This window comes from Roseateles sp. (genome assembly GCF_036404855.1).
Taxonomy (GTDB): Bacteria; Pseudomonadota; Gammaproteobacteria; order Burkholderiales; family Burkholderiaceae_C; genus Pelomonas.
Map to the genome: position 1 here is coordinate 1 of NZ_DASWYS010000333.1, position 13,027 is coordinate 13,027.

The following is a 13,027-nucleotide window of genomic DNA, read 5'->3' on the forward strand; positions in this document are numbered from 1 at the left end:
GTGCGCCTCGTCCCAGACACCGCCATGGCGCAACACCTCGGCGCCGCGGGCGGCCAGCCGCTCGGCCACAGCAGCACTGGTAGTCATCGGCAGCACGATGGCCACCGGCAAACCGAGCGCGATGGCCGCGTGCGTGGCCGCGAAGCCGGCGTTGCCGCCCGACGCGCAGACGATGGCCTTCGCGCCCTCCGCCGCCGACTGCTGAACCAGCCGCCCCACGCCGCGCAGCTTGAAGCTGCCGCTGGGTTGCAACGCGTCCATCTTCAGCCAGACCTCGGGATGGTCGAAGAGTCCGGGCGCCGCCCGCAGCAGCGGCGTGTTCACATGAAGCGGCCTCACGCTCACATTGTCTCGGCGAACAATTCCCGACCGATCAGCATGCGACGGATCTCGGACGTGCCTGCGCCGATTTCGTAGAGCTTCGCGTCGCGCCACAGCCGGCCCAGCGGGTACTCGTTGATATAGCCGTTCCCGCCAAAGATCTGCACCCCCTCGCCCGCCATCCAGGTGGCCTTCTCGGCCGTCCACAGGATGACCGAGGCGCAGTCCTTGCGCACCTGGCGCACGTGCTCGGCGCCCAGCAGGTCAAGGTTCTTGGCCACCGTGTAGGCGAAGCTGCGCGCGGCCTGCAGGACGGTATACATGTCGGCCACCTTGCCCTGGATGAGTTGGAACTCACCGATGCTCTGGCCGAACTGCTTGCGGTCGTGGATGTAGGGGATCACGTTATCCATGACCGACTGCATGATGCCCAGCGGCCCGCCGGTCAACACGGCGCGCTCGTAGTCCAGGCCCGACATCAGCACCTTGGCCCCGCCGTTCACCGCACCCAGCACGTTCTCGGCGGGCACCTCGACGTCCCGAAACACCAGCTCGCCCGTGTGCGAGCCGCGCATGCCCAGCTTGTCGAGCTTTTGCGCGATGCTGAAGCCCTTCATGCCCTTCTCGATGAGGAAGGCCGTCACGCCGCGCGCGCCCAGTTCGGGCTCGGTCTTCGCGTAGACCACCAGGGTATCGGCGTCAGGGCCGTTGGTGATCCACATCTTGGTGCCGTTGAGGACGTAATAGCCCCCTTTGTCTTCGGCCTTCAGCTTCATGCTGATGACGTCGGAGCCGGCGCCGGGTTCGCTCATCGCCAGCGCGCCGACATGCTCGCCGGTGATGAGCTTGGGCAAGTACTTGGCACGCTGCGCATCGTTGCCATTGCGTTTGATCTGGTTGACGCACAGGTTGCTGTGCGCGCCGTAGCTCAGGCCCACCGAGGCGCTCGCACGGCTGATCTCCTCCATCGCGATCATGTGGGCCAGGTACCCCATGTCGGCGCCGCCATACTGCTCGGGCACCGTGATGCCCAGGACGCCCAAATCGCCCATCTTGCGCCACAGGTCCATGGGAAAGCAGTCGCTGCGGTCGATCTCGGCCGCGCGCGGCGCAATCTCTGCGTCGGCAAAGGCGCGCACCGCGTCGCGCAACGCGTCGATGTCGTCGCCGAGTTGGAAATTTAGGCCGGGCAGATTCATCGGGGTCTCCTGTCAGCCCGGCAGCGCAAGGTGCGGGCGCTTTTGGTTGACGTAAACGTCAACTGTAGCAAGCACCCCGAGACTGCCCTCGATTCAGGCGTCGGCGCGCCCGGAGGTCGGCAACAGCCGCCGCACAAGCGGATGGGCGATCTTCTTGTCGGTGCCAATGGCAAAGAAGGCCTCGTCCACGTCGTCGCAGTCACCCACGCGCACCAGACCGTCGCGCTCGACGAGCTTGTCGCTCATCAGTGCCGCTGCCGGGAATGCGCCCATGCCGGCTGCGCCGAACGTGGCCAGCAGCGCGCTGTCCTCGAACTCGCCGGCGATGCGGCCACGCACGCCATGCCGCTCCAGCCACTGGTCCAGCCGCGGCCGTACCGCGGCATGCGCCGTCGGCAGCAGCAGCGGTACATCGGCCAGCGAGGCCGGGAAGTCCCTCGCGGCCGCATCGGCCCACTGCCGGCTGGCGAACCACGCCATCGGCGAGCTGCCCAGCCCATGACTGTAGACGCGCAGGTTGGGGTTGGGTGGCGCGGGCCGGTCGGCCAGCACGACGTCGAGTCGGTGCAGCGCCAAGTCCCCCAGCAGGTCGTCGAATTCGTCTTCGTGGCACAGCAGGCGCAGATGGGGCGTGTCGATGATGGGCTGCAGCAGGCGCTGCACGACAAGCTTGGGCAGACCGTCCGAGATACCGACCACCAGCCGCACGGCCGGCGTGGTCGCAGCGTCCCGCACGCGCTCGGGCAGGGTCTCGCCGATCTGGAAGATCTGCTCCGCAATCTCCAGCGCCGCCTGGCCTGCATCGGTCAGCGCGAGACCGCGACCTGCCGGCTTCAGCAGCGCCGCGCCCAACACCTGCTCCAGTTCGCGCACCTGGGTCGATACGGTCTGCACCGACAACCCCAGCTTGGCCGCCGCGCGCGTCAGCCCCCCTTCCTTGGCAACGACCCAGAAGTAGTAGAGATGGCGGTAGCTGTAGCTCAGGCTCATGGCGGACTCAACAAGTTATCCCGAAGAAATACTTCTCGATTCTCTGCTTTTATTTGATGTCTTGTCTCTCTAACCTGCGTGCGTTCATTTGTCACCGGAGGTCTGCCATGCAAACCCGCCCCATTGCCATCACCCTGTCCCAGGGTGCTGCGCTCGATCGCGGCACCGCCCATCGCGTGTTGCGCAATACCTATGCCCTGCTGTCGATGACGCTGATGTTCAGCGCTGCCGTCGCGATGGCGGCCGTCGCCTTCAACCTGCCCTCGCCCGGCATCATCCTGACGCTGATCGCCTATTTCGGCCTGCTGTTCGGCATCCACAAGTTGAAGAACCGCGGCGCGGCCGTGGGCTTGGTCTTTGCGCTGACCGGCTTCATGGGCTGGACGTTGGGCCCGTTGCTGACGCGCACGCTGGCACTGCCGGCTGGCGGCCAGGCCGTGGCCCTGGCGCTGGGCGCCACCGGTGCGGTCTTCCTGGCCCTGTCGGCCTACGCGACGACGACCAAGCGCGACCTGTCGTGGATGGGCGGCTTCCTGTTCGCCGGCATGATCGTCGCGGTGCTGGCCGGCCTGGCCGCGATCTTCTTCCAGATCCCCGCGCTCGCACTGACGGTCTCCGCCGTCGTGGCCCTGCTGTCGGCCGGCCTGATCCTGTACGAGACGCAGCAGATCGTGAACGGCGGTGAGACCAACTACGTGCTCGCCACGGTCAGCCTGTTCGTGTCCATCTTCAACCTGTTCACAAGCCTGCTGCACCTGTTCGGCTTCATGGGCTCGGACGACTGAGGCCCCTCGGGCGACTTGGCGGGGCGGCTCAGGACTGCTTTTTGAGCAGCCAGGCGTACAGGCCGACGCCGATGCCGGCGAACGCCAGCAGGCCCAGCGTCTGGCCGGCGGCGGCGAATCCATCGCCCACCAGCGCCAGAGGCGCGCCCTGGCCCGAGAACACGACGATGGCCGCGAGCACAACGCCCAGCAGGCCCTCGCCGACGATCAGCCCGGAGGCCATCAGCACGCCCAGCTGTCGGGTGGCTTCAGGATCGCGCTTGGCGGCGGCGCGGCGCTCGAACCACCAGCCCGCCAGGGCGCCAACAACGATCATCAGCGTGCTGTTCATGGGCAGGTAGATGCCAAGGCCCACGGCCAACGGGGCGAGGTGAGCCTTGCCACCGCTGGCGCGCTTCAGCGCCTCGTCGACGGCGATGCAGGCCAGGCCGATGGCCGCACCCAGGCCGATCAGGTTCCAGTTCAAGTCCCCCTGGATGACGCCCCTGGCAAGCGCAGAGATCAGCGCCGCCTGCGGAGCGGCCAGCGCCGTCTTCGGGTCCGCGCCCGGCATGCCGGCGAAGCCATAGGCCTTGTTGAGCAGGTCTAGCACCGGCGGGATGATGACTGCGCCGGCCACCACGCCGATGATCAGCGCCACCTGCTGGCGCCAAGGCGTCGCGTCGACGAGCTGGCCGGTCTTGAGGTCTTGCAGGTTGTCATTGGAGATGGTCGCGACGGCGAAGACGACCGCCGTCACGAAGAGCGCGAATGCAACCAGCGCCTGGCCAGCGGACGCCGGTAGCAGCGGCTTGACGACGACGGCCAACAGCAACGACACGCCGATGACGACCAGGATGCCGACGCCCGACAGCGGACTGTTGGACGAACCGATCAGGCCGGCCATGTAGCCGCAGACGGCGGCGACGAAGAAGCTCATCAGCACGACGTAGACCAGGCCGCCAACGACCAGCAGGCCCAGTTGGTCGGCCAGCCCTGCGCTGGTGGCGAAGCTGGACAGCATGAAGCCGATGGGCAGCATGCAGGCCAGCGTGATCAGGCCGACGGTCCCAAGGGGGATGTCACGCTCGTTGCGCGGCAGCGTGTCGGCCCTTCCGGCCTTGCGCACGCGCGCCGACATCGCGGCCGAGTGCAGTCCGGCAACAACAGGCTTGGCCAGCTTGACCAGCGTCCAGAGTGCCGCGACGGCGATGCAGCCAGCACCGACGAAGCGCACCTGCTTGCTCCAGGCGAACATCGCGACGGCCTCGGCCGGTCCGTCCACACCCGCCGTCAACAAGGGCACGCCGCCAAGCCAGGCGATGCAGGCGCCCACCAGGATGGCGATGCCCACCCACAGACCCACCAGATGGCCCACAGCCAGCAGCGCGAAACTGAAGTTCAGGTCGTAGCCTGTGGCCGGTCCTGCGCCGTTCCGGTCACCCCCCGGCAGACGGAAGTACTGCGCCAAGTTGGCCGCGAAGACCTGCGTCGCAATCGCGATGCTGAAGCCCGCCGACACGACGCCGCCGACGACGATCGCCGCCAGCCCTTGGCGGCTGCCCTCACCACTGCCGCTGGCATGACCGACCTTGAGCACTTCGGCACAGGCCACGCCTTCCGGGTATGGCAGCGGGGAGTTGGTCACCAGCGCGCGGCGCAGCGGGATGGAATACATGACGCCCAAGATGCCGCCTAGCGCGCACAGCGTGGTCGACATCCAGTAGGGGAAGCCCGTCCACCAGCCAATCATGACGAGACCGGGCAGCACGAAGATGATGGACGACAGCGTGCCCGCCGACGAGGCGATGGTCTGCACGATGTTGGTCTCACCGATGGAGTTGCCCGCCGCACGGCGCAGCAGGGCCATGGCAATGACGGCGGCCGGGATGGACGTCGCGAAGGTCAGGCCGGCCTTGAGACCGAAGTAGACGTTGGCGGCCGTGAAGACCAGCGTGATCAGGATGCCCAGCACGACGCCGCGCAAGGTCAGTTCGGTGCCCAAGACGGGCGTGGCTTGCGATGAGGGGCTCATACGTCCAGGAGGATGGCCGGGTCCGGCGAGGTGCGCATCATCGCGGCAGGCCTCACCCCTTCCAGCGCCGGATAACCCTAGACCGGCCCTCAATTGACGTTAACGTCAATTGGCACCCTAGAATCGCCCCGAGCAAGGAGACAGCCATGACCGATCTCGCCGCCGACTACAAGGCGCTGGCCGAATATCGCCCGACCCACAAGGTCCGTTTCGTCACCGCCGCCAGCCTGTTCGACGGGCATGACGCCGCCATCAACATCATGCGCCGCATCCTGCAGGGCATGGGCGCCGAAGTCATCCACCTGGGGCACAACCGCTCGGTGGATGAAGTCGTCACCGCAGCGCTGCAGGAAGACGCGCAGGGCATCGCCATTTCCTCCTATCAGGGCGGACATGTCGAGTACTTCAAGTACATGGTGCAGCTCCTGAAGGAACGCGGCGGCGAGCACATTCAGGTGTTTGGTGGTGGCGGCGGCGTCATCGTGCCGGCCGAGATCCGCGAGCTCGCCGAGCACGGCGTTCGCATCTTCAGCCCCGAGGACGGCCAGCGCATGGGCCTGCAAGGCATGATCGGCGAGATGGTCATGAAGGCCGACCAGGACTTCAGCGTCTATGCGCCGCAAAGCCTGGCAGCCATCACGGGCCATTCGCAGGCCGCCTGGCGGTCGCTGGCCCAGTTGCTGACGGCGCTGGAGAACGGCAAGGCCGACGCAGCCGTCGTGCAGGCGCTCCGCGAGCAGGCATCAGCGCTCAAGGCCCCGGTGCTGGGGATCACCGGCACCGGAGGCGCCGGCAAGTCCAGCCTCACCGACGAGCTGATTCGCCGCCTGCGCCTGGACCAGGGCGACGCGCTGCGCGTGGCGTTGATCTCCATCGACCCCTCGCGCCGCAAGAGCGGCGGGGCGCTGCTCGGCGACCGCATCCGCATGAACGCGATCTCTCCCTGGAGCCAGGGGGCGCGGGTCTTCATGCGCTCCTTGGCCACGCGCGACTTCGGCTCCGAGATCTCCCCCGCCCTGCCCGACGTCATTGCCGCGACCAAGGTGGCAGGTTTCGACCTCGTCATCGTCGAGACCTCCGGCATCGGCCAGGGCGACGCGGCCATCGTGCCGCTGGTGGACCTGCCCATGTACGTGATGACGCCGGAATTCGGCGCCGCCAGCCAGCTCGAGAAGATCGACATGCTGGACTTCGCAGAGTTCGTCGCCATCAACAAGTTCGACCGCAAGGGCTCCCTGGACGCGCTGCGCGACGTCAGCAAGCAAGTGCAGCGCAACAAGGAAGCGTTCGGCAAGTCGCCTGACAACATGCCGGTGTTCGGCACCATGGCCAGCCGCTTCAACGACGACGGCGTCACCGCCCTCTACCAGGCGCTGAAGGCTCGCCTCGCCGATCTGGGTCTCGAGCTCACCGAGGGCCGCCTGCCACGGGTGAACACCCGCCACAGCACCCACCAGACGCCCATCGTGCCCCCGGCCCGCGTGCGCTACCTCGCCGACATCAGCGAGACCGTGCGCAGCTACAAGGCTCGCGCCCGCAAGCAGGCCGCGCTGGCCCGAGAGATCCAGCAACTGGAAGCCAGCCGCGCGATGCTGGTGGCCGCCAACCCCGAAAAGAACGGCGCCCGTACCGCGCTGGCCGAGCTGGCCGAGCAACGTCGCGGCAAGCTCGACGGTGACGCCCGCCAGTTACTTACGCAGTGGCCCGACATGGTAAAGGCCTATGCCGGCGACGAGTACGTCGTGAAGATCCGCGACAAGGAAATCCGCACGGCCCTGGTCACGCAGAGCCTGTCTGGCACCAAGATCCGCAAGGTCGTGCTGCCCGGCTACGAGTGCCACGGCGAGCTGCTGAAGTGGCTGATGCTGGAGAACGTGCCCGGCAGCTTCCCGTACGCGGCCGGCGTGTTCGCGTTCAAGCGCGAGGGCGAGGACCCGACCCGCATGTTCGCCGGCGAGGGTGACGCTTTCCGCACCAACCGGCGCTTCAAGCTGGTCAGCGAGGGCATGCCCGCCAAGCGCCTGTCCACGGCCTTCGATTCGGTGACGCTGTACGGCGCCGATCCGGCACCGCGGCCCGACATCTACGGCAAGGTCGGCAACTCCGGCGTCAGCATCGCAACGCTGGATGACATGAAGGTGCTCTACGACGGCTTCGACCTGTGCAACCCCAGCACCTCCGTGTCGATGACCATCAACGGCCCCGCGCCCTCGATCCTCGCGATGTTCATGAACACTGCCGTGGACCAGAACCTCGCCAAGTTCAAGATCGACAACGACCGCGAGCCGACTGCCGACGAAGCCGCCAAGATCAAGGACTGGGTGCTGGCCAATGTGCGCGGCACCGTACAGGCGGACATCCTGAAGGAAGACCAGGGCCAGAACACCTGCATCTTCTCGACCGAGTTCTCGCTGAAGGTGATGGGCGACATCGCCGAGTACTTCGTCCACCACAACGTACGCAACTTCTACTCGGTGTCGATCTCGGGCTATCACATCGCAGAGGCCGGCGCGAATCCGATCAGCCAGCTCGCGCTGACGCTGTCCAACGGCTTCACGTTTGTCGAGGCCTATCTGGCGCGCGGCATGCACATCGACGACTTCGCGCCCAACCTGTCTTTCTTCTTCTCAAACGGCATGGACCCGGAATACACGGTGCTGGGGCGCGTGGCGCGCCGCATCTGGGCGGTCTCCATGCGCGACCGCTACGGCGCCAATGAACGCTCACAGAAGCTGAAGTACCACGTCCAGACCTCGGGCCGCAGCCTGCATGCGCAGGAGATCGCCTTCAACGACATCCGCACGACGCTGCAGGCGCTGATCGCGATCTACGACAACTGCAACTCGCTGCACACCAACGCGTTCGACGAAGCGATCACCACGCCGACCGAGGACAGCGTGCGCCGCGCCATGGCCATCCAGCTCATCATCAACCGCGAGTGGGGACTGGCCAAGAACGAGAACCCGTCACAGGGCGCCTTCATCATCGACGAGCTGACCGAGCTGGTGGAAGAAGCCGTGCTGGCCGAGTTCGAGCGCATCAGCGAACGCGGCGGCGTTCTGGGTGCGATGGAGACCGGCTACCAGCGCGGCCGCATCCAGGAGGAGTCGCTTCACTACGAGATGCTGAAGCACACCGGCGAGTACCCGATCATCGGCGTGAACACTTTCCGCAACCCCAAGGGCGACCCGGTGCCGGAGCACATCGAGCTGGCGCGCTCGACAGAGGAAGAGAAGCAGTCGCAGCTGTCGCGCCTGGCGGACTTCCACGAGCGCCACAAGGAGCAGGCGCCCGCGATGCTGGCCCGACTCCAGCAGGCGGTCATCGAGAACAGGAACGTGTTCGAGGTGTTGATGGACGCCGTGCGTGTCTGCTCGCTGGGCCAGATTACCAGCGCGCTGTTCGAGGTGGGCGGGCAGTATCGGCGCAGCATGTGATCTGCGCCCCGCAGACTACTCCACCAGTCTGAGCGCCAGATGGCGCCCGGCCAGTCCTTCCACGCGGACGCTGCCGTCCACCTGCATCCTCCAGTCGGCGAGACCGATGGGCGTGACCAGTGCGGCGCGCGCGAGGTCACCCTGCAGGCCGATGACGACGAGCTTGTCGCCGGCCGGCTGCGGCCCCGGATTGATGACTTTGGCCAGCGCAGCGGGCAAGCCAAGCTCGCCCCGGCACAGGCCGTCGGCATCGCGGCGGAAGCTTGCGCTGCCTTGTACCGAGGTACCGTCCAGCTCACCCTCGAAACGGCTGGTCCTCACCGGGCAGGGCGCAGCCATCAACCCGGCCAGCGGGGCCCGAAATGGGGCACTCAACAGCTCGGCGCTGAGTTCGATTGACGAGGTCCACATCGCGTTGGAGAGCAGGCTGACACTGGTGCGCGTCTGCGGCCACAGCAGCAGCACGCTGCGCGCACCCAACGTCGAACCGGCATGATGGACAACCTGCTGGCCTTCCGCGTCCACGTCGAGGCGCCAGCCGAAACCCATCTTGAACCGACGCTCGCCGACCGGCTGGCCGGTGTTGTCCCGCACGGGCTGCCACATCCAGTCGCGCGTGACCGCATCGACGACGCGACCCTGCAACAAGCGATCGCCCCATTCCGCCAGCGCCGGTGCGGTCGCGGCCAGGCCTGCACCGCCCCAGCTGTAGCTGAAGTCGGCGGCCGGCGCTGGGCGCGGGCCCTCGGCACTGAATACGTAAGCCTGCGACATCGTGGGAGACTGACCGGTTTGGTCGGGCCCGATGGCCAGGCCGGGCGCGACCTTGCCTGACAGCAGCTCCAGATAGGGCTCGCCAGCCGCCGCTTCGACCGCAGCGGCCAGCAGCGTATAGCCCCAGGTCGAGTAGATGTAACGGCTGCCCGGCGCCGACCGCAGTTCTCGGTGCTTCAGATAGCTTAGCGATTCGCGAGCCGTCGTGTGGCGAATCGCGCCAACGCTTGCGTCGCGCGCTTCGTAGTGCGGCAGTCCACTCAGATGGGCCGCCAGGTGGCGGGGCGTCACGGCGGCAAGCGCCTCATCAAGCTCGGGCAGTAGCAGGCCGACCGGCTTGTCGATGTCGAACCGGCCTTGCCCCTTCAACTGGGCCGCGGCAGTCGCGGCAAATAGCTTGGAAACGCTGGCCAGGCGGAAGCGCGTATCGGCCTGCACCGGCAGACGCCGCTCGACGTCGCGCAGGCCGCTACTGCCCTGCCAGCGCAGCTTCCCGTCCCGCCAGATGGCCGCGCCCATGCCAGGTACGCCGCTGATCTCACGCAGCGCGTTGAGCAGCGACTGGGCCTGGCGTTCCGGACTGGCCTGAGCCTCGGCAGCAAGCGCCGTAGTCAGGCAAAGGACGGCGAGCGCTGCGGGCTTGAGCATGCGGTGCATTCTCTGCAATCTCCGCGCCCGTGTCGGAAGTCAACGCGACTGGATGGTCTGCATCGCTGCCCGGACCCGCAGCAGCATTGGCGAAGCCGTCGTCACACTGGCGTCGAAGGGATGCAGGCGCTGCCCGCCCGTGGCGGCCATGATCTTGCGCACATACATCCGCGTTTCGGCATAGGGAGGCACCCCCAGGTAGCGGTCCACGGCCTTCTCGCCGGCGTTGTATCCCGCAAGGGCCAGCGTCACGTCGCCTTCGAAATAGGCCAACAGCCAGCGCAGATAGGCCATGCCGGCGCGGATGTTCTGCGTCGGGTCGCGCAGCCGGGTGGCCTTGAAACGCAGCGCTGTATCGGGCAGCAACTGCATCAGGCCCTGAGCCTTCTTCGGCGATTCGGCCAGCGGATCAAAGTTGGACTCGGTGGCCATCACGGCCAGCACCAGGGCCGGCGCGAGCTGGTACTCGGGCGCGATCAGCTTCACGTAGTTGACGATCGCCGGCGGCGCCTGCTGCGGAAGCGGCAGCGTGGCCCAGAGCGACGCCTGCGAGAGCGGCTTGGCGCCTCGCGCGATGGGCGGCGCGGCGGCCAGGGGCGGATCGGTCTCGGGCGGTCGCAGACAGGGAGGTGGATCACCCAGCGGCGTGCCGCCCATGCGGTCCAGCATGTTCTGCGCCTGCTGCAGGCCCTGCTCGGCGGCGGCGGCGAACATATGGGCGGCTTCGGCATCGTTGCGCTGAATGCCGCGCGCGTTGGTCAGCATCCAGCCCAGGCTGTATTGCGCCTCGGCATCACCGTAGCGCGAAGCGCGGCAGTAGAGCTTGGCGGCCTCGACCTCGTCGCGCTTCATGCCGTCGCCGTACTCCAGCGCCTTGGCCTCCAGACGCCAGCGCTCCACCTGCGCAGGCACCACGGGACCGCGCTCGCCAGGCGGCATGGTGGGGCGAGGCAATTGCTCCAGCGTGAGCGCGGGCACTTGGGCCAGGGCGGCCAGGGGCGCGAGCAGCAGCGCCGGCAACAGGGTTCTCACGGGCGAAGGGCAATGGAGACGACAGGCCACGAGTCTAGACTTGCTCGCATGCCCACGCTCGACCCTCGCATCGACGCCTACCTGGCCACGGTGCCCGCCTTCGCGCGGCCCATCCTTCAGCGACTGCGAGAGGACGTGCATGCTGCCTGCCCAGGGGTCGTCGAGACCCTCAAATGGAGCCGCCCCCACTTCATGCTGGACGACAAGCTGCTGTGTGGCATGTCGGCCTTCAAGGCACACTGCGCCTTCGGCTTCTGGGAGCGCGAGGGAGCGGAGCCGGGCAAGGCGGGCGCCATGGGCGACTTCGGCCGCATCGAGACGTTGGCCAACCTCCCGTCGCGCACCGAGTTGCGCCGCCAGATCAAGGCCGCCGCCGAGTTGCTGCAGGCCGGCGCGCCGCGAGCGCGCAAGCCAGACCGCGCGCCCCGCCCCCCGCTGTCCATGCCGGACGACTTTGCCGCCGCGATTGGCAAGCGCCCTGCCGCCCAACGGACCTACGACGCCTTCGCACCCAGCAAACAGCGCGACTATGTCGAATGGGTGCTGGAGGCCAAGCGGGAGGAGACCCGAGCGAAGCGCATTGCGCAGGCCGTGGAGTGGCTGGCTGAAGGCAAGTCGCGCAACTGGAAGTACGAGAGCTGCTAGAGACGTTCACCCGTCTGCGCGTCGAAAACCAGCAGCGCTGCCTCCGGCAACCTCAGGGTCAGCGAATCTCCCGGCTTCAGCGCGGGCCAGCCAGCGCAACGCCAGTGCAGTCGGTGCTCGCCCAGCTGCAGTTGCACCAGGCTGTCCACGCCGGTGGGCTCCACCAGCAGCACCGGAGCCTGCAAAGACAGACTGGGAGCCCCCTCCTCCAGCCCCAGAGACTCAGCCCGCCAACCCAGCAGGAGTGACCGGCCCAGTAGGAGCTCTCGGCGCGGAAGCGTCTGCGGCCGCCAGCTCAGGGCGCCAGCGCCCTGCAGCATCAGCGTGAGCTCGCCCTCTGGCTCCAGCCGCGCCGGCAGCAGGTTCATCGCCGGGCTGGAGAGGAACTGCGCGACGAAGAGATTGGCCGGCTCCTGATAGACCTGCTGCGGCGTGCCGAGTTGTTGCAGCCGCCCTGCCTTCAGCACCGCAATGCGCTGGCCCAACGTCATTGCCTCGGTCTGGTCATGCGTCACGTAAATGGCGCTGCGACCCACGCGCTGGTGCAGCAGCTTGATCTCGCCGCGCATTTCGGCGCGCAACTGCGCATCAAGGTTGGACAGCGGCTCGTCGAACAGAAAAAGCCGCGGCTGCCGGGCCAGCGCCCGCCCCATTGCCACGCGCTGGCGCTGGCCGCCCGACAGCTGGGCTGGGCGGCGCTGCAGCAGCGGCTGAAGCTGCAGCATGCGCGACACCTCCAGCACGCGCGCCTCTCGCCGCGCGCGCGGCCAGCCTTGCATCTCCAGGCCGAAGCCGATGTTCTCGGCCACGCTCATGTGCGGATAGAGGGCATAGTTCTGGAACACCATCGCGATGTCGCGCTCACGCGGGCTCAACGTGTCTATGCGCCGGCCGTCCAGTTGGATCTCCCCGACACAATGGGGCTGCAAACCGGCCACCACGCCCAGCAGCGACGACTTGCCGCAGCCTGATGGCCCCACCAGGATCAGCATCTCGCCCGGATCCAGCGACAGGCTGACGTCATCCAGGATGGTTTGGCGCCCGACGCGGCGCGTGATGCCGTCAATGTGCAGCCCCCTTGCTTCTTCAGTCATCTGAGAATCCGACCCCACGTGCCAACAGGCCCTAACCCTTGACGGCGCCTGCCACCAAGCCCCGAGTGAAATGCCGCCCCGCCAGCAG

At 67.3% G+C, this 13,027-nt stretch carries 10 protein-coding genes; 3 read left to right on the forward strand and 7 right to left on the reverse strand.

What is annotated here, in order from left to right; translation table 11 throughout:
- The 3 genes from VGF12_RS22215 to VGF12_RS22225 all read right to left on the reverse strand — a co-directional run.
- A partial coding sequence (locus VGF12_RS22215; protein WP_331178229.1) for a pyridoxal-phosphate dependent enzyme occupies positions 1-339 on the reverse strand: 339 nt, incomplete at its 3' end.
- 2 nt (positions 340-341) lie between these two features.
- Positions 342-1,520: an isovaleryl-CoA dehydrogenase gene (locus VGF12_RS22220; protein ID WP_331178230.1), complete on the reverse strand. Its 1,179-nt coding sequence runs from the start codon at positions 1,518-1,520 to the stop codon at positions 342-344.
- Positions 1,521-1,613: 93 nt separating this feature from the next.
- A complete protein-coding gene (locus VGF12_RS22225) occupies positions 1,614-2,510 on the reverse strand; it encodes a LysR family transcriptional regulator (protein ID WP_331178231.1) in 897 nt (298 codons plus the stop codon).
- A 107-nt stretch (positions 2,511-2,617) separates the two neighbouring features.
- On the opposite strand from VGF12_RS22225, the gene VGF12_RS22230 reads away from it, so the two are divergent.
- Positions 2,618-3,295 (forward strand): Bax inhibitor-1/YccA family protein, encoded by a 678-nt coding sequence (locus VGF12_RS22230; protein ID WP_331178232.1) that lies wholly within the window; start codon positions 2,618-2,620, stop codon positions 3,293-3,295.
- A 28-nt stretch (positions 3,296-3,323) separates the two neighbouring features.
- Here VGF12_RS22230 and VGF12_RS22235 read toward each other — a convergent pair whose 3' ends face one another.
- A complete protein-coding gene (locus VGF12_RS22235) occupies positions 3,324-5,309 on the reverse strand; it encodes an OPT family oligopeptide transporter (protein WP_414710185.1) in 1,986 nt (661 codons plus the stop codon).
- Between the two features lie 146 nt (positions 5,310-5,455).
- Between VGF12_RS22235 and icmF the strand changes: the two genes are divergently transcribed.
- On the forward strand, positions 5,456-8,746 hold the full coding sequence (gene icmF, locus VGF12_RS22240) for a fused isobutyryl-CoA mutase/GTPase IcmF (RefSeq protein WP_331178234.1): 3,291 nt from the start codon (positions 5,456-5,458) through the stop codon (positions 8,744-8,746).
- Between the two features lie 15 nt (positions 8,747-8,761).
- Here icmF and VGF12_RS22245 read toward each other — a convergent pair whose 3' ends face one another.
- Positions 8,762-10,168, reverse strand: a complete 1,407-nt coding sequence (locus VGF12_RS22245; protein WP_331178235.1) for a serine hydrolase domain-containing protein — start codon at positions 10,166-10,168, stop codon at positions 8,762-8,764.
- 39 nt (positions 10,169-10,207) lie between these two features.
- Complete coding sequence (locus VGF12_RS22250; protein ID WP_331178236.1) at positions 10,208-11,200, reverse strand: transglycosylase SLT domain-containing protein; 993 nt, start codon at positions 11,198-11,200, stop codon at positions 10,208-10,210.
- 48 nt (positions 11,201-11,248) lie between these two features.
- Here VGF12_RS22250 and VGF12_RS22255 point away from each other — a divergent pair, with 48 nt between their 5' ends.
- Positions 11,249-11,845 (forward strand): YdeI/OmpD-associated family protein, encoded by a 597-nt coding sequence (locus VGF12_RS22255; protein WP_331178237.1) that lies wholly within the window; start codon positions 11,249-11,251, stop codon positions 11,843-11,845.
- Here the strand turns inward: VGF12_RS22255 and VGF12_RS22260 are convergent.
- Entirely contained in the window at positions 11,842-12,939 is a 1,098-nt protein-coding gene (locus VGF12_RS22260; protein ID WP_331178238.1) for an ABC transporter ATP-binding protein, read from the reverse strand. The genes VGF12_RS22255 and VGF12_RS22260 overlap by 4 nt on opposite strands.
- Between the last annotated feature and the right edge of the window lie 88 nt (positions 12,940-13,027).